The sequence below is a fragment of the Bacillus sp. FSL P2-0069 genome (assembly GCF_038593315.1).
GTDB classification, from domain to species: domain Bacteria; phylum Bacillota; class Bacilli; order Bacillales; family Bacillaceae; genus Bacillus; species Bacillus safensis.
In genome coordinates this window covers 891229-916124 of the sequence record NZ_CP151984.1, presented here as the reverse complement: position 1 = coordinate 916124, position 24896 = coordinate 891229, and the positions used below count along the sequence as shown (strand labels likewise).

General features: G+C 42.8%; 18 protein-coding genes. 2 read left to right on the top strand and 16 right to left on the bottom strand.

Annotated elements, in window-relative coordinates; genetic code table 11:
• Positions 1–83: 83 nt before the first annotated feature.
• The 12 genes from NSQ34_RS04600 to NSQ34_RS04545 all read right to left on the bottom strand — a co-directional run bounded on the left by NSQ34_RS04600 (position 84) and on the right by NSQ34_RS04545 (position 15147).
• On the bottom strand, positions 84–1829 hold the full coding sequence (locus NSQ34_RS04600) for a phospho-sugar mutase (RefSeq protein WP_061109602.1): 1746 nt from the start codon (positions 1827–1829) through the stop codon (positions 84–86).
• A gap of 194 nt (positions 1830–2023) precedes the next feature.
• Entirely contained in the window at positions 2024–3685 is a 1662-nt protein-coding gene (gene glpD / locus NSQ34_RS04595; RefSeq protein WP_061109601.1) for a glycerol-3-phosphate dehydrogenase, read from the bottom strand.
• 139 nt (positions 3686–3824) lie between these two features.
• Positions 3825–5321 carry a glycerol kinase GlpK gene (glpK, locus tag NSQ34_RS04590; protein ID WP_024425302.1) on the bottom strand — a complete coding sequence of 499 codons (1497 nt, stop codon included), beginning with the start codon at positions 5319–5321 and terminating at the stop codon, positions 3825–3827.
• A 15-nt stretch (positions 5322–5336) separates the two neighbouring features.
• Positions 5337–6152 (bottom strand): MIP/aquaporin family protein, encoded by an 816-nt coding sequence (locus tag NSQ34_RS04585; RefSeq protein ID WP_268456293.1) that lies wholly within the window; start codon positions 6150–6152, stop codon positions 5337–5339.
• A gap of 215 nt (positions 6153–6367) precedes the next feature.
• A complete protein-coding gene (locus NSQ34_RS04580) occupies positions 6368–6925 on the bottom strand; it encodes a glycerol-3-phosphate responsive antiterminator (RefSeq protein ID WP_024425304.1) in 558 nt (185 codons plus the stop codon).
• A gap of 158 nt (positions 6926–7083) precedes the next feature.
• Positions 7084–8424, bottom strand: a complete 1341-nt coding sequence (locus NSQ34_RS04575) for an aspartate aminotransferase family protein (protein ID WP_268456295.1) — start codon at positions 8422–8424, stop codon at positions 7084–7086.
• 255 nt (positions 8425–8679) lie between these two features.
• On the bottom strand, positions 8680–10272 hold the full coding sequence (locus NSQ34_RS04570) for a PucR family transcriptional regulator ligand-binding domain-containing protein (protein WP_251232251.1): 1593 nt from the start codon (positions 10270–10272) through the stop codon (positions 8680–8682).
• 32 nt (positions 10273–10304) lie between these two features.
• Positions 10305–11222, bottom strand: a complete 918-nt coding sequence (locus NSQ34_RS04565; protein ID WP_024425307.1) for an AEC family transporter — start codon at positions 11220–11222, stop codon at positions 10305–10307.
• Positions 11223–11506: 284 nt separating this feature from the next.
• Complete coding sequence (locus tag NSQ34_RS04560; RefSeq protein WP_024425308.1) at positions 11507–11923, bottom strand: VOC family protein; 417 nt, start codon at positions 11921–11923, stop codon at positions 11507–11509.
• Between the two features lie 346 nt (positions 11924–12269).
• A complete protein-coding gene (locus NSQ34_RS04555) occupies positions 12270–13808 on the bottom strand; it encodes a bifunctional GNAT family N-acetyltransferase/carbon-nitrogen hydrolase family protein (RefSeq protein WP_268456298.1) in 1539 nt (512 codons plus the stop codon).
• A 15-nt stretch (positions 13809–13823) separates the two neighbouring features.
• Positions 13824–14489, bottom strand: a complete 666-nt coding sequence (locus NSQ34_RS04550) for an HAD family hydrolase (RefSeq protein WP_024425309.1) — start codon at positions 14487–14489, stop codon at positions 13824–13826.
• A 310-nt stretch (positions 14490–14799) separates the two neighbouring features.
• Entirely contained in the window at positions 14800–15147 is a 348-nt protein-coding gene (locus NSQ34_RS04545) for a DUF5365 family protein (RefSeq protein ID WP_041116937.1), read from the bottom strand.
• 109 nt (positions 15148–15256) lie between these two features.
• Between NSQ34_RS04545 and NSQ34_RS04540 the strand changes: the two genes are divergently transcribed.
• Positions 15257–16165 (top strand): RluA family pseudouridine synthase, encoded by a 909-nt coding sequence (locus NSQ34_RS04540; RefSeq protein ID WP_098676763.1) that lies wholly within the window; start codon positions 15257–15259, stop codon positions 16163–16165.
• Positions 16166–16203: 38 nt separating this feature from the next.
• Here NSQ34_RS04540 and NSQ34_RS04535 read toward each other — a convergent pair whose 3' ends face one another.
• The 3 genes from NSQ34_RS04535 to NSQ34_RS04525 form a co-directional block, all read right to left on the bottom strand.
• Positions 16204–16770, bottom strand: coding sequence for a class D sortase (locus NSQ34_RS04535; protein ID WP_268456299.1), 567 nt, complete (start codon positions 16768–16770; stop codon positions 16204–16206).
• A 46-nt stretch (positions 16771–16816) separates the two neighbouring features.
• Positions 16817–19720 (bottom strand): 5'-nucleotidase C-terminal domain-containing protein, encoded by a 2904-nt coding sequence (locus NSQ34_RS04530; RefSeq protein ID WP_268456301.1) that lies wholly within the window; start codon positions 19718–19720, stop codon positions 16817–16819.
• A gap of 86 nt (positions 19721–19806) precedes the next feature.
• Positions 19807–23187, bottom strand: coding sequence for a CheR family methyltransferase (locus NSQ34_RS04525; protein WP_268456302.1), 3381 nt, complete (start codon positions 23185–23187; stop codon positions 19807–19809).
• 144 nt (positions 23188–23331) lie between these two features.
• Here NSQ34_RS04525 and NSQ34_RS04520 point away from each other — a divergent pair, with 144 nt between their 5' ends.
• Complete coding sequence (locus NSQ34_RS04520) at positions 23332–23976, top strand: spore coat protein (RefSeq protein WP_034282292.1); 645 nt, start codon at positions 23332–23334, stop codon at positions 23974–23976.
• A gap of 24 nt (positions 23977–24000) precedes the next feature.
• Here NSQ34_RS04520 and NSQ34_RS04515 read toward each other — a convergent pair whose 3' ends face one another.
• Positions 24001–24873 carry a hypothetical protein gene (locus NSQ34_RS04515; protein WP_098676836.1) on the bottom strand — a complete coding sequence of 291 codons (873 nt, stop codon included), beginning with the start codon at positions 24871–24873 and terminating at the stop codon, positions 24001–24003.
• Positions 24874–24896 lie beyond the last annotated feature (23 nt).

Sequence of the window (24896 nt, the reverse complement as noted above, 5' to 3'; positions counted from 1 at the left end):
TTTCTCCAAAAGAATGATTTCTTCTCATCCTTTTGGCTGAGAAAAAGCCATCATGTATTCATACACGATGGCCTTGTCTTTCGTTATTTCGCTGTTTCTTCCACAATATCATAAACGACTTTCATCACTTCTTCTGACAAATGCTTTAGCTTTTCTTCACTATCTGTTAAAGACGTGCCTTTGACTGCAATATAAAATTTCACTTTAGGCTCAGTGCCGGAAGGTCTTAAGCAGAACCACGAACCATCCTCAAGGAAATATTTCAGCACATTTGATGCTGGCAGGTGAATGGTTTCCTCTTTCTTTTCAGCCACAAGTTGTCTTTGACTTGATTGATAATCCTCAATCACTGTGATGCGCTGCCCTGCGATGGCAGCTGGCGGATTTGTTCTAAAGGTATGAAGGATCGCTGAAATCTGCTCTGCTCCTTCTTTTCCTTTTAAGGTTAACGACTTTAATCCTTCCCGGTAAAATCCAAACTGCTTAAAAATATCGACAAGCGCATCGTACAAGGATTTGCCCTGCTTTTTATAGAAAGCAGCAACTTCAACGGCTAAAAGTGCCGCTTGCACCGCATCTTTATCTCGGGCAAAGTCACCGATTAAATAGCCATAGCTCTCTTCATAACCGAATTGAAACGTGTATTCTCCGCTCTTTTCAAACTGCTTAATTTTTTCTCCAATAAATTTAAAGCCCGTGAGTGTGTCTATCGTGTCGGCACCAAAAGCTGATGCTACAGCGCGCCCAAGCTCACTTGTGACAATGGTTTTCATCACAACGGGACGAGGCGGCAATTGACCCAGCTTTTGTTTTTCAGACAATAAATAATGAAGCAGCAGGGCGCCTGTCTGGTTGCCTGTTAAGACAGTAAATTCTCCTTCGTGATCTCTGACCGCAATGCCTAACCTGTCAGCGTCTGGGTCTGTGGCAATGAGGATATCTGCATTTTGTTTTTCACCAAGCTTGATGGCGTACTCAAATGCTGCATGCTCCTCTGGATTTGGCGAGGTCACTGTTGAGAATTGTGGATCTGGTTTTTCCTGCTCAGGCACAACAGCGACATGCTGATATCCAAGAGCCTGCAGCCCGTTTCTGACAGGGTGATTGGCTGTCCCATGAAGCGGAGTAAACACGACTTTGACATCGACCTCATGTGCCAGCTCAGGGTGCACACTAATGGTTTTTAATTTTTCAATATAAGCATGGTCGATTTCTTCTCCGATTATTTTGATCAGCCCTTGCTGTTTCAACGTTTCTTCAGAATCAACTGAAATCGACAGTTCATTTTCAATTGCATCTACTTCTTGAATGACTTGATCTGCTTCAAATGGAGGCAGCTGCCCGCCATCTTCACCATACACTTTATAGCCATTATATTCTGGTGGATTATGACTTGCTGTCACGACGATTCCAGCAAATGCATGCAGCTCACGAACCGCAAAGGAGAGCTCTGGTGTCGGACGCAATTCATTAAATACGTACGTTTGAATGCCCTGTGTAGCAAGTGTTCTGGCTGCTTCCATTGCAAATTCAGGCGATTTATGGCGTGAATCATATGCAATGGCGACGCCTCTATTTTTTGCATCCTCTCCATGTTTCGCAATATACGCAGCAAGACCTGCTGATGCTTTACGAACGGTGTACACATTCATTCGGTTCGTGCCTGCACCAATCTCACCGCGCATTCCTCCAGTGCCGAACTCAAGGTTTTTGTAGAAACAGTCTTCAAGGGCCTGGTGGTCATCTTGATGCGTCTCCAGCCATTCCTTTAGTTCAGTATCCAGGTGCTTCTCATTGATCCATCGCTCATAATTCGTCTTCCAACTCATGGTCGTCCTCCCCAGCTCTTATCATCAATAAAATAACATCTACTGTTATTTTATATGGAATCAGCCTTTATGTCATGCTATATCATTAGCAGTTGGAAAAAATGTTGCACAAATAAAAAAAGCCGATACATGATCGGCTTTCAGTTTGTTCACAAAGGGTTAAAATGATCTTGCTTTAGCCCCTTGTCTTCTTTTTATTCAGCATCAAGCGGTACAACTGCTTCATGGAATAGTTGATCTAATTCTGTTTGATATTTCTGTTTTGCTGCTTCATCCCAGCCAAAACGTTCTGCCATATAATCGATGACTGGCTGTGCATATTTTTTTGCCCAATTGATATTAAATAATAGGCTTCCTGTTCTTCTTAAGAAGAAGTCAACAGGAGTAACGGCTAATTCTTCTTCAATCGCATAGACAAGCTCTGCCAATACATACGCTGGAATATTTCGTTTGTCTGCTTCCCCTTGAAGCTGCTCGACACGTTTGAAGAGACTGCTGACATTTGAGCCATATTTTTCAGCTAGTTTTTGTGCAATCGGTTCTGTTAAACCAACAGATGCACCTTCTGCTGTTTTCGCTTGAACAAAGGCTGCCATGTTTTTAGATCCGCCTACATGGCCGCCTGAGATTGGCATATGTTTTGTTTTACATGGTCCATAATCTTTGCCCGTTTCCTGTTTCAGTCCATCACGTACTAGATCGACAATATGCTCAGCCATTTTACGGTAGCCTGTTAATTTACCGCCAGCAATGGTGATTAAGCCTGAAGATGATGTCCACACTTCATCTTTACGAGAAATTTCTGAAGGATCCTTGCCCTCTTCATGAATGAGCGGACGAAGACCGGCCCAATTGGATTCTACATCTTTTTCTGTAATATTGAGATCAGGGAACATGTACTGAATCGCTTGGATGACATAGTCACGATCGGCCTTTGTCATACGCGGGTGCTCCAGCTGTTTTTGGTACACTGTATCTGTTGTTCCAACGTACGTTTTGCCTTCTCTTGGAATGGCAAAGACCATACGTTTATCAGGTGTGTCAAAGTAAATCGCTTGTTTTAATGGAAAGACCGATTGGTCAAATACTAAGTGAATTCCTTTTGTATGCTGTAAGTGTTTTCCTTCTTTTGAGTGGTCCTTGTCTCTCAGCTGATCTACCCATGGACCTGTCGCATTGACGATCTTCTTCGCATACACATCGTAGGTTTTCTGTGTCATGACATCTTCAATGACAACACCAACCACTTTGCCTTTATCATAAATAAATTCTTTTACTTTCGCATAGTTGACCGCTTCCGCTCCAAATTTCACAGCCTCTTTCATGACTTCGATTGTGAGGCGTGCATCATCTGTACGGTATTCAACATAGTAGCCGCCGCCTTTTAAGCCGTCCTTTTTGACAAGCGGTTCTTTTTCAAGTGTTTCTTTTGCACTTAGCATGCTTCTGCGTTCGCTATGCTTTACGCCAGCTAAAAAGTCATACACTCTAAGCCCAATAGAGGTTGAAAACTTACCAAATGTCCCTCCTTTATGCATCGGAAGAAGCATCCATTCTGGCGTTGTGACATGAGGACCATTTTCGTATACAATGGCACGCTCTTTACCGACCTCTGCGACCATTTTCACTTCAAATTGTTTTAAATAACGAAGTCCGCCGTGCACTAGTTTCGTTGAGCGGCTAGACGTACCTGCTGCGAAATCCTGCATTTCTGCAAGACCGACACGCATTCCGCGTGAAGCCGCGTCAAGTGCTGTACCAGCGCCTGTTATACCCCCACCAATGATAAACACATCATATGGTTTTTTTGTCATTTCCTGCAGCATTTGTTCTCTTTCTAAGCTAGAAAAAGTCATCTCTTGTTCCTCCCATGTTGTACGGTAAAGAAAAAGAGACCGCAAACACCCAAAGCGTATTTCTACACTTCGGTGCCTGCGGTCTCTCCAGTTCTCCAACCGTTCTATTAACTTACTTGAAGTATACCATACTTTTGGTTTATTTGAAAGCTTGAGCTGCTTTTACAGCCTTTTTCCACCCGCTGTATAACGAGTCACGGCTGTCCTCTTCCATTTTAGGGTCAAAGCGCTTGTCAAGGTTCCATTGTTTTGCAATGTCTGAACGGTCGTTCCAGAAGCCAACTGCTATTCCCGCAAGATAGGCCGCACCGAGTGCCGTCGTTTCATTAATTTCTGGACGCTCTACTGGTACATCCAGCAAATCACTTTGGAAGCCCATTAAGAAATCATTCTTTACAGCTCCGCCATCCACACGCAAAGTTTTTAATGAGATGTTTGAATCCTTTTCCATCGCATCTAAAACATCTTTCGTTTGATAAGCAAGTGATTCTAACGTTGCACGGACAAAGTGCTCTTTAGAAGTACCGCGTGTTAATCCGAATACAGCGCCTCTGACATCACTGTCCCAATATGGTGTGCCTAGACCAACAAATGCTGGAACGACATATACGCCATCTGTTGACTCAACGCGCTCCGCATAGGCTTCGCTGTCTTTTGAGTCTTTAAACATTCTCAGTCCATCGCGCAGCCACTGGATCGCTGAACCAGCTACGAAAATACTTCCTTCTAAAGCATATTCAACTTTACCGTCAATGCCCCATGCAATTGTCGTTAATAAACCATGATCCGACTTAATTGCTTTTTCCCCTGTATTCATCAACATGAAACATCCTGTGCCATACGTGTTCTTCGCCATTCCTTCTTCAAAGCAAGCCTGACCGAATAGTGCAGACTGCTGGTCTCCCGCCGCTCCTGCAATCGGGATATTTCTGCCGAAGAAGTGATAGTCTGTTGTTTCACCATAGATGTGTGAAGATGGTTTCACCTCTGGAAGCATAGAAGCAGGTACGCCAAGGATCTCAAGTAATTCTTCATCCCATTTCAGATCGTAAATGTTGAACATTAACGTTCTTGACGCGTTGGAGTAATCTGTGACGTGTGATTGACCGCCTGTCATCTTCCAAATGAGCCATGTATCAATCGTGCCAAACAGCAAGTCGCCATTTTCTGCTTTCTCACGAGCACCTTCTACATTGTCTAAAATCCATTTTACTTTTGTCCCTGAGAAATAAGCATCAATGAGAAGACCTGTTTTATTTCTAAACGTTTCATTGTGTCCTTGCGCTTTTAACTCTTCACAAATGCCAGACGTTTGTCTAGACTGCCAAACAATTGCATTATAAACGGGTGCGCCTGTATGTTTATCCCAAACAACAGCTGTCTCACGCTGGTTCGTAATCCCGATACCGGCGATTTGATCTGCTTCAATGCCTGATTCAATTAAAGCAGTTGAAATGACGGATAGAACAGAGCTCCAAATTTCATTTGCATTATGTTCTACCCAGCCTGGGTTCGGAAAATATTGATTAAATTCCTTCTGAGCTGTATGTGCAATTTTGCCTTCTTGATCAAATAAGATCGCTCTTGAGCTTGTTGTCCCTTGATCTAAAGCGAGAATATATTTTTCTTTTGCCATGGTGTTTTCCTCCCCTTACATACTTTCATTTACAGCATTTGTTTGATTTTTCGTAGAGACATAGAGTCCTAACAATACCACAACTAAAATAACGCTTACAATCCAAAAGGCTGGTGTGATGTTCGCTTTAAAAGCTGCATTGTAGAAAACACCGCCAAATGCGCCGCCTAAAATTGGCCCAACGACTGGCACCCAAGAATACTTCCAATTCGATGGACCTTTACCTGGAATCGGCAGAATCGCATGTGCAATTCTCGGACCTAAATCACGTGCAGGGTTAATTGCATAACCAGTTGTTCCACCTAAAGAAAGACCAATTGCGACAATTAAGAATCCAACAATCAGCGGATTGATTCCGTCTGCGAATTTATTTGCACCAATCGCTAAGATTCCTAGAACCAATACAAATGTACCGATGACTTCACTAAGTACGTTTGCAAAAGTATGCGGAATCGCAGGACCAGTTGAGAATACACCCAGTTTTGCACCTGGATCGTCTGTTGCTTTCCAGTGCGGTAAGTAATGTAAAAAGACAATAATAGCTCCTATTAATGCGCCAAGCATTTGACCGGCAATATACATTGGTACATCAGCCCAAGGAAAACTTCCTTCTAGTGCAAGCCCAATTGTTAGTGCTGGATTCAAATGTGCTCCGCTGATTCCACCTGTTGCATAAGCTGCTATGGCTACTGCAAATCCCCATCCGAAAGCGATTACAATCCAGCCGGACTGATATGCGAGCGATTTCTTTAAATTGACTGCCGCACATACACCGCCTCCAAAAATAATGAGAAGCATTGTACCTACGACTTCACCCCAAAATGGTGTCATGAAAATTCCTCCTCTGGTTCAGTTGCCATCCCCTATGAATGTGTAAAAAAAGATAAAGAAAAAAGATCCACAACAAACATACTTTACATCAGGGTCCTTTGTCACCTAGTAAAGCGTTGTTGTGGATCTCCGTTTCTCCATCACATGATATTAACTTAGTGCTATAGTATCAGAGGATGAAAACGTTGTCAATCAATTTTCACATTTTATCTTTTTCACTTTTGGAACGCTTTCCAAAGGGCTGTATTCGATGTTGTCACAGCTGTAGCTCCCGCTTCAAGCGCTCTTTCTACATCTTCTTTTGTACGGATAAACCCGCCTGCAAATATTGGAATCCCAGCTCGCTCGCGCACTTCTGTAATTAAATCCGGTACGACTCCTGGCAATACTTCAATAAAATCTGGGCGGTGTTTTCCTACGAACTCCATGCTTTTTTCCATCGCACTTGTATCAAGTAAAAACATTCGCTGAATGGCATATACCTTTTTTTGCTTGGCTTTTACTATGACAGAAGACCTAGTAGAAATAATTCCTGCCGGCTTCATTTCCTGACAAATAAATTCCGTTCCATACTCATCATGTTTGATCCCATGAATGAGATCGACATGGACAAACATTTTTTTATGATGGGCATTTGCCTCATTCATGATGCCCTTTAGCCGGCCTAAATGCACATCAAGTAAGACCCCATATGTAAATGGACTTTTTAAAAATTCCTCAAATTGCTTCATATTGCGAACAGCAGGTAGAATGGGTTGATCATGAAAACTCATATGCCGTCTCCTTCTAAAGTATATTGGTTCAGTCTTCTCCTAACAGTAATAGAATCTCTTCTATTTTTCAATACACCTAGTGTATCCAATGCCGATTTCACCTAGCAGATCTTAATGTATGTGCTCTTCCCATAGAAAAAAGCAGAGAAATCTCTCTGCTATAACTGTGCCATGCTTTCTTTTAGCGTGTTGATAATAAATGAAGCGTCTTCGGCTGTTATATTTAGCGGCGGTGCAAGCTGGGCAACGTTATTATAGCCGGCAACCGTATCACCATTTTTCCCGATGATCAGTCCGCGTTTTTTACATTCTGCAATCAATTGACCGACAACCTGTGGAGCAGCCGGTTTTTTAGACTGTTGATCCTGAACAAGTTCAATACCAAACAGCAGGCCTTTCCCTCTGACATCACCGACAAATGGATGCTCTTTTAACTCTTGCAAACGTTCAAGCATGTCTTGCCCAAGTGTGTCAGACCGTTCTACTAATTTCTCGTTTTCCATGATCTCTAGGTTGGCAAGGGCCACCGCACAAGAAGCAGGGTGACCGCCAAATGTATTTACATGGCGCAGCCTGTCATACGTATCTTCTCCTGCGTAGGCTTCATAGATTTCTCGTTTCACGCACGTTGCAGAAAGAGGTAAATAGCCGCTTGTGATCCCTTTTGCCATTGTGATGATGTCCGGCTTTACATCTTCATGCATAAAACCAAACCGCTTCCCTGTCCGGCCAAAGCCGCAGATGACTTCATCCACAATGAGAAGCGCTCCATGAGCCTCACAGATGTCTTTGACCTTCTTCAAATACCCTTTTGGCGGCATTAAGATACCGCCGCCTGTAATAATCGGTTCCATAATGACCCCAGCAATGGTCTCACTTAGTTCCCACGTCATGGCTTGATCGATTGCCGCTGCACTTGCCAAAGTCTCTTGATCCTCAGGATGACGATACATATCAGGCGGTGCGACATGGATAAAGCCTTGACCTAATGGTTCATATTTATATTTACGCTGCGCCTGCCCCGTTGCAGCAAGAGCTGCTGCGGTATTACCGTGATACGACCGATACCTGGAGATGAACTTGGTTCTTGTGCTCTCTCCTTTTTGCGCATGATATTGTTTGGCGATCTTAAATGCGGCTTCATTGGCTTCAGAACCGCTGTTAGAAAAGAAGATGACATAGTCCCCGCCAAGCCATTCATTTAGCTTTTCAGCCAGCTGAATCGCTGGCACATGGCTTTGCGTCAGCGGATAGTAAGGCATTGTCTTTAGCTGCTCATATGCCGCTTCTGCAAGCTCTTTTCTGCCATAACCGGCATTTACACACCAAAGACCTGACATCCCGTCTAAATAGCGATTCCCATGAATATCAGTCACCCATGCGCCTTCTGCCTTGTGAATGACCATGCTTTCATTTTCCTTGTTTGTCCCTTTCATATGATGCCAGATCAACTGATCATCTTTCGCCTGAAGATTTTGAGCCTGCTCATGTATTTTCATCTTCCCGACCCCCATGTATCCGTTTTCATCATTAAAGAAGCTTAAACCGGTTCAGCAGCACATTGCCCCTCTATTCATTATATGGATGAAAAGGGAGGCATATGAAACTGAAACTAGGCCGCCCGTAAGAGAGAACCAACCATTACTTTCATTATAAAAAAGGGGCCGGGCCCATTACATTAGACAGATCGTCAACTGATTGAAAAGAACCGTAAGACACTCTACTCGGATGCTTAGCAAATCTAACATACCTCGTTAACGGTCATTTCCTTGCAGGAATTCATATGCAAGAATCGCAAATTCAAGCGCCTGTCGTTTCGGTGCCTGCATCATATCCTCGCCAAGCAATGCTTGCAGTTTATCTAGTCTATGATAAAGCGTCTGCCTGACAATATAGAGCTGGCTTGCAGTTTCCTTTTTAGAACCGTTTGTCTGTAAAAAGATATTCAGCGTTTGATAAAGTCTGCCGCTATTTTGCTTATCATATAAAATGACAGGCTCCAAATACTCTTTCACCATACATTCAAGCAGTCCGCTTTCCTTCATGACAGGCATGAGACGGAGCATATGCAAATCTTGATAAAATGGGCTTTCCACACGCTGGGGCATCACTTTCTTTAAATGCAGCACTTCTTTGGCTGCTTGAAAGCTTTTTCTCATATGCTGAAACTGTTCACAATATGGACCGATGCCAAAATTGATCACAGTTCCGCGGGGCTGCTCGCGCTCATACAATTGTTTGATATCACTCGCAGCCCTCTCTGCACGCTCTTTCCAATCCTCCTTCTTTCTCGTGTTCAATAAAATAAACAAGGTTTGTCCTTGATGCTCATAAGGAATAAAATGGAAACCCGCTCGCTGAAAGATAGAGCGGCAAGATACGAGAAAATAAAGATTTCCTGCGATTTCTTCGATTTGATGATGCTTTTGAAAGAGCATCACCACACAGCCGGTTGGCTTTTTCAATCCTTCTGTTTCTTCAAGATGCTCTAAAATATCTCTTTCTGTATGCTCTTCTTGGAACCATTTTTGCAGCCATTCGTTCTCTTTTGTCTTCTTCAATTCTTCTGTATAAAGCTCTCTTAGCGTTTGCTGGGCAAGAGCATTTGCCCCTTTATCCATTACGAGCAGTTCGAATTCTGAGAGTGTGTTTGTTTGATGAATGAGCACAAGGTCTGCAAATGTCTGCTTGAGTGCAAGCACTTCTTTTTTGGTCACTTCGTATCCTTTTGGCAAGGAAGCAAACTGTAAATAATTCATGACCATCTCTTCGGTTTGTTTGGAGGAATCACATAAAATAATCGGCTCCCCCTGAACAGGAATGAGTAAAAGAATGCCCCTTACGTGCTGATACACTTGATCCAAAATATCCATCTGCGGATGGGGAGTCAGCAAAAGCTCATTCAGTTTTGATGACAGTGCTTCTAAATCAGCCATCATTTGATACTGGCGTTCAATCATCATCGTATGGAGATGCTGTGTGATGTTGACGAATTTCACTTCTTTTGTAAACAAAATCAGCGGAAAATCTCTTTCTTCTGCATACGCAATCAGTTCTTCCGGCACATCGAATCTGAGCGGAACAAATTCAATACATAAGCCTGCCGCACCAGAATCGATCAGCTGTTTTAAAAATGCTTGAAACACATCCAATTGATCATGAAAGCCTGCGGCTGTGGTTAATATGAGCTCTCCCCCATTTAACAAATCTTCTACAGCAGGCACTTCTAGCACATGGACCCATTTGACCTGCCGAAACAATCCCTTTTCTCCTGCTAACACTTTTGCATGGGCAAAATACTTTGTTTTCAACACATCACTCACTTGAAAATGAACATCTGCATTCATTGATATGTCCCCCTTTGTTTGCCGCCTATCCCCTATCCCAGAGGGTGCATAGATAAAATCCATAATAAAACTGGTAATGTCACAATGCTTAAAACGGTACTGAGAAATGTTGTGCTTGAGACAAACTCAGGCTTCGTTCGAAATTGTACAGCCATCAGGGTGGTATTTGCTGCTGTCGGCATGGCTGCAACTAAGATCATAATTTGTTTCACTAGATCATCTACCGGTAAAATGAGTGTAAAGCCAAATGCGATGAGTGGTGAGATAAACAGCTTCAGCAATACAGCATAAGAAATATTGCGATAATCCACTTGCTTAAAAGAAATGACGGCGAGCTGCATGCCTAAAATAAGCATAATCGTCGGTATGGCGGCATCTCCCACAAGCTGGACACCCGTCATCACCTCTTTAGGTAGTGTAAGATCCATCAGCTGAAATAATAGACCGAGGAGTGCCCCATATGCAACCGGCATACGCAGCACTTTTTTCAGCACGACCTTCCCATCCCCTGCATCCTCTCCGCCCTTTGCTGCATAATACATACCGATCGTACTCATGACAAGCTGCTGCAGCACCATTAAGACGATGGCAATATCTAAACCTGCTGCTCCGAAGACAAGCAGGACAACAGGCGTGCCGTAATTCCCATTGTTCATAAATGCTGACGACAGAATCATGGCACAATACATTTCCTTCGAATAACCATAAATACGAGATAAAATAAAGACACATAAAACAAGTGAAAGACAAAGTCCGACGACAAAAATAGATAGGTACACATAGTCCATCGACACTTTGTTTTGATAAAAGGTTTCAAACGCAAGAAATGGTGACATTAAATATAAAGACATTGATGAGAGCGTATGTATGTCAAAACCAATGGCCTTCTGCCCAATATACCCGATAAGGAAAATACCGAACACTGGCAGTAAGACAAGTAAAAACTCCATGCTGCACCTACTTTTCTCTAGATGAATTCCTATTTTTTGTTTCCTCATAATCATACCACTGTTAAACAATAAAAAAGAAGCGACCTTATGAAAGGTCGCTTCTGATTATTGACAAAGGGCTAAAATGTTCTTTATTTTAGCCCTTTGTCTTCTTTTCAGCGTGATTGAAAACCTTTGCAGTCTAGAAAGGACGAGTACCGAAGCGGAGCGAATTTGACATTCGTGAGCATCGGAGCGCAGGCCTGACACCGAATGCGAGGGTTTGTCTACACGCTGAAGCACCCTTATGAAAGGCCGCTTCTCTCCTCATCCAAATAGAACACTTCCCACAAATGACCATCAAGATCCTGAAAGCTCCAACCGTACATGAACCCATGATCCTGCTTTTCCTTAAACGGTGACCCGCCTGCTGCCATCGCCTGCTCCACCAGCTCATCGACCTCTTTTCGTGAATCAACCCGCATAGAGACAATGACCTCTGATCCCTGCCTTGCATCCACCAATTGTTTTTCTGAGATGGTTTGAAAATGCTTATGGGTTAACAGCATAACCGTAATGGTGTCACCAATGACCAAACAAGCTGCCTGATCATTCGTCAGCTGCTCTTGAAAGTCAAAACCCAGCTGCTCAAAAAAAGCCTTTGATTCCTTGACATGCTTTACCGGTAAATTGATATACAAATGTTTAGCTTGTCGTCCCATGTTCCTCTCCTTTTTGAACACATGATCTCCTTTCAGTATATTCAGATTTTTCTCCGGCATCCCTTTATCGCATGAAAAAATAAGCTCTCCACCTTATTTAAGCAAAAAATGATGATGAATCTTGAACAGGTAGCAGCGCTCGTGCTGCTACTATGTCTCTTAATCAAAAAAAGCGCCTTGTGACAGGCGCTTCTTTTCAGCGTGATAGAAAACCTTTGCAGTCTAGGAAGGTCGAGCACCGGAGCGGAGCGAATGAAACATTCGTGAGCACTGGAGCGCAGACCTGACACCGAATGCGAGGGTTTGTCTGTGCGCTGAAGCGCCTTGTGACAGGCGCTTCCTTTCATTATTTCTTATATTCAATATGGTACACGTCTCTTCTTCGGTCTTTGAGCTGACGTACCGTTCCATCTTGCCGCTGTCTTCTTAAAATTTCTAAATCAACATCGCCAACGACAACCATTTCTATATTCGGATTACATTCTCCTACAATCCCATCTCTTGCAAATTCAAAGTCAGATGGGGCAAAAATCGCTGACTGTGCATATTGGACATCCATATTTTCGGTTTGCGGAAGGTTTCCGACAGTTCCTGAGATAACGGTATAAATCTGGTTTTCAACCGCTCTAGCCTGTGCACAGTAACGCACTCTTAAATAGCCTTGGCGGTCTTCTGTACAGAACGGAGTAAAAATAATTTTCGCTCCTTTATCAGCTGCAATTCGAGCAAGCTCAGGAAATTCAATATCGTAGCAAATTTGGATCGCAATTTTACCACAGTCTGTATCAAATACCCGAACCTGATCACCTGCTGAAATCCCCCACCATTTTCTTTCATTCGGTGTGATATGGAGCTTATATTGCTTTTCAATTGTTCCATCACGTCTAAATAAATAAGCGATATTGTAGATTTTCCCTTCCTCTTCAACGAAATGGGATCCGCCAATGATGTTAATGTTGTACTTCACAGAAAGGTCTGTGAACAAATTAATGTAGTCCTCGGTATATTCTGTGATCCTTTGTACTGCAAGACTTGGGGAGCGCTCCTCTAAGTAAGACATGAGCTGCGTTGTAAAAATTTCTGGGAATACGGCAAAGTCAGCTGACGCATCTGATGCGACATCAACATAATACTCCACCTGATTCATGAATTCCTCGAAGGAATGTATTTGTTTCATCGCATATTGAATGACGCAAATACGAACTGGGAATGCCGATTTATAATATCTCTTCGATTGCGGACGATAATCGACGTTGTTCCATTCCATTAACGTGGCATATGTGCTCGATGCCTTATCATCCGGCAAGTAATTCGGATTGATCCGCATGAGGCTGAATTCATTTAACAGCTGAAAAGATAAAACAGGATCATAAATTTGATGAAGCATGACCTGCTCCACATATTGACGAGGCGTCATTTCCTCTTGGTATTTATGATAATTCGGGATGCGTCCGCCAATGATGATGCTTTTTAAATTTAATCTTCTCGCTAAGTCTTTTCTTGCTTCATATAAACGATGGCCAATTTTCATGCGGCGGTATTCAGGACTAACCATCACTTCAATCCCATACATATTCATCCCATCTGGATTATGGTTAGTGATGTACCCATCATCTGTGATGTCCTGCCAAGTATGACGGTCATCGTATTCATCAAAGTTAATTAATAAACTTGAACAAGAGCCAATGATTTCTCCCTCAAATTCAGCACAAAACTGACCTTCTGGGAAATGCTCAAGATGGCTTTCAAGGTGCTCTCGTTTCCAAGGGTCCATGCCCGGAAAGCATACCTCCTGCAACGCGATGATTCGGTCAATATCTTTTTCCCGGATATTACGGATCACCATTCTTTTTTCAAACCGCGTTAAATCGAGTTTTTCTGCCATGATGTTTTTGCCCCCTTACTGATCCTCTTTTTCAAGCTGATGGAATAGCTGGAGCAATTCGATTTCAGCCATGGATTCTAATCTGACATCATATTCTTCAAACTGCAGCGTACTCGTCACTTTATTTGGGACGATGACGCATTTCATGCCTGCGCGTTTGGCAGCAATTGATCCATTCACTGAATCCTCAAATGCCACACAATCCTTTGGCTCTACACCTAAGCAGCTTGCGGTTTGCAAATAAAGCTCTGGATTTGGTTTGACTTCTTCCACATCATCTGACGTGCGAATACATTCAAAGTAATCGAAAAGACCAATTTGTTTCAGGTGATCAGACACCCATTTATAGTCTGAGCTGGAAGCAAGTCCAATCTTGATCCCAAGCTCCTTCGCTGCCTGTAAATAAGCTTCTACGCCAGGTCGTGCTGATTCATCCTTCATTCTCTTTTGAAAACGAGAACGCCGGTCCGCTGTGAGTGCCTCATGATCGAGCGTCTTTCCTAGCTGCTTTTCTAAGTATTCAAAAGGCTTAAAGCCTGCCTGCGTCCCGATGACGTTGCCCCATACAGAAAGAGGCAGCTCCGACTCATGCTCTGCAAACATTTCTTGTAAAACTTCATATTCATGTGTTTCTGTATCTAAAATTAATCCGTCAAAATCAAATATAATCGCCTTTACCAACGAGGCCACTCCTTTTTTTTACGAAAGTCTTTAATATGATACTCAATGCTATCATATCGTGAATAAAATTGACTTTCAAAGATGAATGTCTGCTAAAATAATTATGTATAAAAGGAGCCTGTACCATTTTGTCAGGCTCCTACCCGTGTTCGGTTTATTCTGCAAGAGGTCCAAGCGCTCCGATTCGTGGAGAAATAGGCAATGTTGAAAAAGAGCGGGTTTGGTATTACAGATCTAAAGGTTTCTCCGTTCCCTTAAAAATAGTATGTGCGGCAGCCTTGTAAGTTAACAAGGAAGTTCACACCAACTTTTACGCATTTTGAAGGCGGCGGCTGGCAAAATCGTCTAAATCAAACGGAAAAGAAAAGCCGCATGCATTGACCTGCTCACGGTTTCGCTCGAATAGCTCACGATCACGCTTTGTCATATGGCGTTTAGGTTTTACAATAATGGTATGTAATAGCTGAAGTCCCGATAAAATACGAAAAGCATCGTCCATCGTTCCGTTATAAACCCCTTCAACAAAGGTCAGCGGGCGTTCTTGTTGACGCGCAGCTGGGTTTTCACCGACAGCATGGGATAGAAGATCTTCAACGTCCTTTGATATTTCTTCAATTGCCTGCTCTTGCAGGTCTGTAGCAGCTTTCATTATTCTCACTTGGCATCTACCTCTCTGTCGTTAGTTCTCCATTCAGAATAGCACAGAAAAAAAGGCGTTCGCCAAGGTAAGTGTTTCCTATATATACCCAAAGAGAGGAACGGATATTATGAATATTAACGGGCACACGCTCTCACTAAAAGCAGGTGAGCAGCATCATGACACTTCACTTAGTCAGTTTTTAAAAACAGCCGTATCGGCCTCAAAACCGATTATCCATTTTTGGATGGAGCATCAAAAAATACGTTTAAATCAAAAGCCTGCCCATCACGCGGCAAAAGTCAGTACAGGCGATCACATCCTGATCGATTTATTTGAAACGGAAGAAAGTGATGTGACGCCAGAATATGGTGAATTAGAGGTGCTCTTTGAGGACGAGCATTTATTGATTGTGCAAAAGCCCGCTGGACGGCCAACGCACCCGAATGAAAAGGGACAAACGGGCACACTGGCAAACCTTGTGGCCTTTCATTTTCAAGCAAATGGCGAGGAAAAGCGAGTGAGACATATTCACAGACTCGATCAAGACACAAGCGGCACGGTCATTTTTGCTAAACACAGATTAGCTCATGCTGTGCTTGATCAAATGCTTTCTAAAAAAACGATCAACCGAACTTACATCGCTATCGCAGAAGGACTTTTCAAGAAAAAGAAAGGCACTATCGATGCAGCGATCGGCCGTGACAAGCATCATGCCGTCAGACGAAGAATCTCTCCTACTGGTCAAAGTGCTGTGACTCATTTTCAGGTTATGGACACTAATAAACGTCTGCAAATGACAGCGGTTAAGCTGCAACTTGAGACCGGAAGAACACATCAAATTCGTGTCCATCTTAGCAGTCTTGGGCATCCTTTAGCCGGGGATTCACTTTATGGCGGTGCTCGCCATCATATCAACAGATGCGCTCTCCATGCCAAACAAGTAGACATGACACATCCTTTTACAGGTGAGCAACTGAGCATAGAAGCGCCGCTTCCACCAGATATGGCTCAGCTCATGGACGAGATCATTCATTAAAAAAAGAGCCTGCTGATTAAATGCAGGCTCTTTTTTCATTAGACAGATGCTCTTTTTGCATAAATAATATATCGCTCTGGTGCATTGCCGACGAAATGAAATGGATAGCATGTCGTTAACACGAGCTCTTCCTTTTTATTCTGCAAAGTAATAATGGATGTATCATGCTGATCCACGATTTTCGTATGTGTGATTTCATAAAGAAACTCACCATACGGCACAGTGATTTTCAGCTGATCCCCAATATCCAGCTCACCTGTTCGGCGAAATACCGTGTCGCGATGGCCAGATAGGACGATTTGTCCCTTTTGATCAGGGTAATAACTGCCTTTGTAATGCCCGACTCCTTTGGCAAGATCATCCGCATCTGTCCCTTCGACAATGGGAAGGTCTGCTTTTAATTTCGGAATCGTCAGGATGCCAGAGGCTTTCCCCACTTCAGGAGAAAACTGCTTCTTTGACATCCTTTGATCGTCCGCTACCGCTTTCTTCGCGGCTTCTAATGATTGTGCTGTTTGAAGGTGTGTAGAGGCGATTTGCCAAATTCCCCAGCCGAGCAAGACAATTCCTGCTGTCATCACAGTAAGTGCAAGCCACTTTTTCATGCTTAAACTCCTTTACCTGTTACATTTCTCTTATATGAAACGCTCTTTAGCTTGCTGCTTTTTCTTCTTGTTTTGCTTTTTGAATGCGTCCCTCTTTTTGATACACAATGGAAGCTCCTTCAAAGCTCTTCACAAAAGCGACAGTGGCTTCTAAATCCTCTGGACCTGTTTCAGGATTTTTCCCCAGCCTTCCTATCGGTGCATACTTACTGCCAGTTGCAGTTGCCATAAAGTTATTCACCGTGAGTGTATACGTTTGATCGAGCTCAACGTCTGATCCATCTGGCAGCTTTAAGTCGACTACTTTATATGTTACCGGATCATAGGAATATGAAAAACCCGAAATGCTATAATCTGGTCCAAATTGAGGAGAAATTTGCGCTTCAATGATCTCAGCCAAGTCTTTCCCCTTAATCTCAAGTTTAACTAAGACGTTGCCAAAAGGCTGAATATTAAACAGATCTCCCCACGTAATCGGCCCTTTTTCAAGGTTTTGCCTGATGCCGCCGCCATTCATCATGGCAAAATCACTTTTCATAGAATACCTCATACCATCAGCAATCAAATTTCCGAGCGGCGTATCTCCATCATTTGAATAGCCGCCTTCCATTTTGACACCAGCTTCTCCAACTACCTCACTAATAATCGGCTCAACTTCTTTTCCGTAATGAGCCAAGATGCCGGCTGCTTCCTTGTCCTTTTCAATACCAGACTGGTCTACATACTGGATATTTGCACTCTTTTTGACAATATCCTTCGTTTTGCGGTCAAGTGTTACATTGACTTCGCCAACGGCCTTCCCATATTCAAAGGCTTGGACAATTAATTTCCCATTGACCTCTCCGTTTACCACTTCGTGATTATGCCCCGCAAAGATGACATCAATTTCATCATCGCCTTCTTTGGCAAGCTTCGCACTTTCTCCAGTGATGGTATCTCCATTTTGAGAGGCTGTCATATGAGCTAAGACCGCAATGGCTTTGATCCCTTTTTGTTTTAATTCCTGCGCGGCTTCATTAACGGCTTTGACTTCATCTGTAAACTGAATGTCTTTAATCCCTTCTGGCATCACCATTCCTGCGGCTGACTTTGTCACAACACCGATAAATGCTACAGGAATTCCCTCGACATCCATGATTTCATAAGCAGGTAAAAGTGGTTTACCTGTATCCTTGTATTCACAGTTTGCACAAACGAGCGGAAAATTCTGTCCGTCATATCCCTTTGTGCCTTTAGGATGATCTCCGCCATTTATGATCCGTAATAGCTCGTCCACCCCTTCATCAAATTCATGGTTGCCGACCGTGCCAACATCAAAGCCAATGTTCTCCATGAGTTCAACAGTTGGTTCATCCTGCAGAAGAGACGATATTGGAGAGCTGCCGCCAATCATATCTCCGGCGTGAACTGTGATCGTATTTTTGTTTGCTGCTTGTTTTTGTTTCATATAAGCCGCCACATAATCCATCCGTCCGTACGTTCCTTTATTGCCATCACCTTTTAGATCCAGCTCGTATTGTTGATCAATTTTTCCGTGTAAATCATTCATGCTTAAAATGGTTAACGGGACTTCCCCAGCTTCCTCTGCCGGCTGATAGCCAGCCTGTTCTGCTTCTTCTTTTGAAGCAAAAAAGATGCGTTTATCTACAGCGATTTCTTTCCAGCTGTCAGGCGATACGTACGTTTTCGCTGATGAATCACCGACGTAGCGTGTCAGTCCTTTTTTCTGTTCACGTGCCCTAAATTCAAACGGCTGTTCCAGCAGCGGGTCCGCTTCGTTCCATATGCCCAGCCCTTTTTCTTTCGCCTCTTTGACCGCTTTTTGGAACATCTGATAGTCCTTTTCATCTCCAATCGGCCAGATGAAATACGTAGGAGCATATCCTTTTTTCACAAGCTCTAAATTCGTATTGACCCCTTTTTTGGTTTTCACTTGAGCTAAAAGACGTCCATAGTCGTCCTTCGCTTCAGGACCAATCTTTAATGTGACTTTATCTCCGCTTGAGAGCAGAGTATTTAAATAGTCCGCCGCCTTCTGTCCAAAACGCAGCTGGTTTTGATCTAATTCATTTTTTGGCTTATGGTACGTTTCCGGCGTGTCCATATTCACAAAGCGCACCTTTGTTGTACCAAGCACAGGCTTCTTTAAATGAATCGTATCACCATCCACTACCCGGTCAACCGTTGCCTCGTATTCTTTCTTGATTTTTGGCGGCTTTGGCTGGCGTTTCAGCAGACTGACATCACCCTTGTGTCTTGGAAGCACCTGCAGCGTATCATATCTGCTTAAAACTCCTGTAAACTCATACCATTTCCCTGTCTTTACTTCATCAATGGCACTTGTATCCACCATCACTCTAAGGATGGTGCTGTGATATTTTTTATCAATAATCACGACATTATATCCACCGCCAGCCGGCTGCTCTGGCTTTGATTCAACATAGCCTTTGATCTTCACAAGTTTTCCTTCATGTTTATGTGCCTGATCCGTTTCTAGTTGTTTCAGTGAGACTCGCTTTGGCTTTGGCAAGGTTTGATTGACAGCATCTACCTTCAGGGCATCTCGATCCGGCACAATTTCAATCAGTCCTTTATAAGACGTGATCTTCCCCGTTACTGTCACCTTCATGCCTGTTTTCAGTTCTGGGAAGTTGTTGGGCTGTACTGAATAAATATTGATTCCTGCTGATTTGTCTTGAATGTACGTTGACAGTTTCCCATTGCCTATAGCCGATTGGTCTGCTGTCACAATTCCACTCACCGTCACCGTTTCTCCGATCAGCAGACGGGCTTTCTTGATTTTCATTGGCTTCTTTTGGTTCCAAACCGTTTCCTTCTTTTCAGACGCAATGGCTTGTTCTGCTGTAATCATGCCAGGCAGTAAGGATTGCAGACTAAAGATCAGTAAAACCAGACAGCAGATCATACGAATGGATCGAACACGTTTCATTAGACCCTCCCCTTCCGAGCTTTATCTCTCATAGTGTACTAAGTAAATATTGATGGTAGATGGATTTCTTGTAAATCTTATGTCTGTCAGCTCATTGGAAACGTAATAATCACTCGTGTCCCCTCAAAGCTTTTGCTTTCAAAACGAATGCTGCCGCCATGGCTTTCAATGATTTTAATCGTCATCATTAAACCAAGACCAGTCCCTTTTTCTTTCGTTGTATAAAAAGGTTCACCCAGTTTCCCTAGTTCTTCTTCTGGTATGCCCTTTCCTTGGTCTTCAAAAATCAGCATCATCTGATTATGTTCCAATACGGATGTGACTTGAATGACACCTGTCACACCATCCATCGCTTCAATACCGTTTTTAAGAATGTTTAAGAAAACTTGTTTCAGCTCATTTGGTATACCTTGAATGTTTGGCAGCGACGGAGACAAATTCTTCTGAATAGATACGCCTTTTAAAACCGCCTGTGATTCAACGACCATGATCACTTCTTCGAGCAGAAGATTGACATGTACCGGCTCAAATTTCACCGATTTGCTTCTAGAGAGCACAAGGAATTCATTAATAATGGCTTCAAGCCGATTAAATTCAGACATCATCACATCTGCATAATCCTTCTGATATTTCTTACTTTGAATCATCAGCTGTAAAAATCCCTTTAACGACGTCAGCGGGTTCCGTATCTCATGGGCGATGCCGGCTGCAAGCTGACCAACTGCGGACAGCATCTCGGACTTCATCAGCATCTTCTCTGACTGCTTTTGATTGGTAATGTCCTCAGAAATCCGCATCACGGTTGACTGCATTTTGTCAGGATCATCAATTCGGTGTAAAGAGACTCTCTCCCATCGTTCACGGCCTGATAAATCCTGAAAGTACAGCTCACCAGTCCAGCTGCCTTCTTTTAAACAAACGTCCCATTGCTTTTCTAAATCATCACATTGACACAGCGAATGATAGACAGAAAAAATATCTTTGCCGATCAGGTCATATTCATGCTGCTGTACAAACTGGCAAAAGCGCTGATTCACGCATTGAATGACCCCTTCCTCAGTTGCAACAACAATATGGATATGGCTGTTATCCAGTGCTGTTACCGCTAGATGGAGTGACTGTTTGATTTTTGTCATTTCCGTCATTTTAATCCACGTCATCACCGCTCCCTCATGATCTTGATCAAAGATAGGTGTGATGTGAACAGTAAATTGTTCTCCTTCATTCGTTTCAATTTCTCGTTCGATGACGCGCCTGTCCGAGATAACCGATTGTATGTCATGATAGAGCGTTTCCTGTGTAAGCTTTTTAGCCATCGCCTGAAAGGATTGCTGTTGCCTTATTTGTGCTGAAGTAAATAAAGAGGCGGCTGTAGGAGTGTAATAGCGAATATTCATGTCCCGGTCCACAAACAACGTCGCAAGCTGAGGCTTGACAGAAGGTCTATACAGTTCTTCCCTTGTTACCCTTAAGTTGTTTATGATATTAATAAAATGTTCATGTTTTTTCTCAAGCTCCGCTATTTGCGTGTTTTTCACTTTTAATTGAGCCCTTGCCTCCTGCTCTTTTTGTTTAATTTCATTGAGTTCAATTTCTAAATCGACAATACGCTGCTGATAAACTGAATTCTGATCTGGCATCCCTTTTTCCCTGCTGTTCTTTTGAATTTTCCCTCTCTCATTCATTCGAATGAGAATGACGTATACCCCTTTAAAACGGTGATCAAAACTCTTTACAATAAAATCCGCATACTGTTTTTTTCCTTTTTCCGAAATGAGGACATGCTGAAACACAACCTCTGTCTCGTCCGTCCATACCTTTTGAAAGGTTTGACTCAACATCTCTTTCAAATAATCAGGTGTGACATATTCACATGATTGATCTGACACTTCTGTACGGTCTAAAAAGGAATAGGCCCCATTTGACATCGCCAGAATTTTGTCACAATCATTGATCACCATGCATGCGTCATATTCTCCGCCCACTTCTTCCATATATTGTGCAGCTCGCTTTTTTAACTCGGCATCACGAGCGTCATATACCCAAGGGACACTAGATGCAGGAACATTTGAATAGGTGTAAATGTTCCACTTCTCATTGAACAATTGAAACAATCGAGGAATATTGGGAACAGTTTCATTTGGCCCTAAGATTAACACCCCTTGATCTTTTAAAGCATATTGGAATCGGGATAATACTCGTTTTTGTACTTCTGGCTCAAAGTACATCAGAACATTTCGGCAACTGATAAAATCGAGGTGGATAAAAGGTGAATCAATCAATAAATTGTGAGGAGCAAAAACAATATGTTTTCTAAGCGACTGCTTCACAATAAAAGCGTCACCTTTTTTTTCGAAATATCGCGCCCGCCATTTTTCCGGTATGCTTGCCATAGACTCTATCGAGTAAAGACCTTTACTAGCTATTTGAATGGCTTTTCGGTTGATATCTGTCGCAAAGACTTGAAGTTCAATGGACACATCTCTTCGCTTCATTTCTTCTAAAAATAAAATCGTAAAAGAATAAGCTTCTTCCCCTGTCGAACATCCCGCAATCCAAATTCGGCACCGAGATTTCCCGTTGTTCATCGAATGGTCAATGATTGACGGGATCACCTTCTGTTCACATACTCGAAAAGCCTCCATATCTCTAAAGAAAGCAGTCGTGCCGCTTAGGAGCTGGGCATGCAGGCGGTCAAGCTCATCTGGTTCTCTTTCTAATAAACGATCGTACTCTGTTAATAATGACATTGGTTCGTTTGCAGTGCGCATGCGTTTTTGAATAACAGAAAGCAGCCTTTTCTTTTCATAGGTTGAAAAGGCAATCCCTTTATACATTTCGAGACGTTCAATGATTCTTAGTAAAGCTGGATCCGTCTCATCCGCATGCGGGACATTGATGATATTGGCCATATAAGCTGCAAGGGTGGATGGATTTTTGAATGTGTGATGATACATGCTGTCAAAACCACTCTCTACCTCACTGCACGATAACGCTGTACCGCCTTGCTCTACCAACCGAAGCAATCCACTCCCCACACAATGACCTTTTTGAAAAAAGATCGCAAACGCCTCTTCCTTTTGAACACTGGCAAGTGACTTAAAAAGCGAGTCGACAGAGCATCCCTTGTTTGTTGGCAGCTGCTCAGATACATGAAGCCCATGATCTTCTGTTAACGTCACAGCCGCATGCTGCGGACAAAAATAGATGGTCTTCTTCATGACTTTCTCACCATGTTTAATCGTTTTTGCCCGGTAGCCAATCGGTAAAACAAGTGCTTCCAAATCTGTTATACAATCGCCTGTCACGTGATTTTGCACAACAATAAAAGAGGCATTTAATTCATGTGGCAACGATTGAAAAAAAGCCTCAAGATGATGCTGTTCAAACGGCGAAACACCGATGCCGATCACTGGTGCCTGCACATGTTCGTCTTCTATCAAACGATTAATGATTTTGTCCTGCATCTGGTACCCCCATGTTCATTCGTCTGATACTTTTTTTCGACAAAAAGAAAGAAAACCCTCTAATTGTAAATAATGTTTTTTGCATGAAAACGAGAAAATATCCTCACATTAAAACAGATTGTATAAACAGAAGGAGGAATATCAATGCAAAACGATCAGCAGCCAATGTTTCAAGGAAGCGCTCAGCAGCCTGAGCTCAACCATGGCGGGCATGAGTTATTCGATTTACATGAAATTTTAGCCGGCACGATTAATATTTTGGATCAATATATGATCCTGCGGCAATTTATTCAAGATCCTGCATTATGCGACATCCTGGATCGACAATATCAGTTCGTTTTATCACAGTACAATGTCACTGTAGATTGTTTTTCTACAGGCCAAAAGCCTAGTGAAGAAACCGCTACTTATATGATGAAAGAACACACACAAGTGACATACGGAATCAAACCTTCTCAGCCGAAGAAGCCGAATCAGTCATTACAGGATGTAAAAGACTTAGGCATCACAGGACATATGCTCAGCCTAGTCAAATCACACGCTGGGCTACTTTCCATGTCCGCATTAGAAGTAACAAATCCTGTTGTCAGACGTGTGCTTGCTGCGCAGATTCCGAACTTTATCGAAATGGCATATGAAATTTTCTTGTATCAAAACAAGCATGGCTACTATCAAGTTCCTCAGCTTTCCAAACAAGATATGACAGCCATGACGTCAGCTTTTGCACCGCTTCAGGGGCAGGTTCAAATGCCTCCTAGCAAGGCAGATCAACAAAAACCGCTTCATTAAAAAAACGGCTGACCCCTTCTCTGGTCAGCCGTTTTTTCTTTGATACATCACTTTAAACTGTTCTTCAAAATCTGTGAGCTTCTCCCCCGTCGCCTGTTCAAAACCGCTAGCAAATTGGCCCGTTTTCGCAGTTTCCTCCATGATCTCATGTATGATGTCTCGTCCGTAAAGCTGCACCAGCTCATAGATCATATAATAGCTTTGTAAATAGACATCTGTCTCATACGTTACCCGGGAGTTCTGCCAGTCTTGATCAGAATGAAGAGATTGAAATGGAATTACATCGAAGCGTTCAGACGTAGCATTTAACACATCATAGGCCGTCCACTCTGCTGTTCCTTCGTGAAACCAAAGCGGAAAAATGCCTGGAGATACTTCATATGAATGGACCTTTTCATAGAAAACAAAATGAGCATACTCATGAATAAAAAGCGTATTGAAAAAGTATAAAGGCAGTGTCTCTTTCTTCAATAATGCTTCCCGTTTATCTGGATATAACCCAATCATTTGATCATGATCGGAGTAAAATCCCGTAATATGCTTGATACCAGCGATTTGTTCGATCGTCTCTTTATCATCAAAATAAATAACGTCTAAAGGTCTGTCAGCTTCAAATTGAAACACTGACGCTGTCCTCTTCTCTGCCTGCTTCATGGCCTCTATGGTCAGATCAACAAAAGCATCCTCTTCCTCTGCATAGTAGATTCGAATATGTTCATAGACTTGCTTATTGAGTCCCTCCGTGATAACCGTTTTAGGAGAAGACTGCTCCAAATATTGTCCTGTCAGCTGAAACGCAACATAAATCAAGTACGCGGTGAAAGCATAAAAAATCAGACCTGCTGCAATCATCCCGCTTACAAGTTTTTTATGAATCAATGACGGCCCTGCTTTCATTTGCTCCCCACCTGAATTCATCC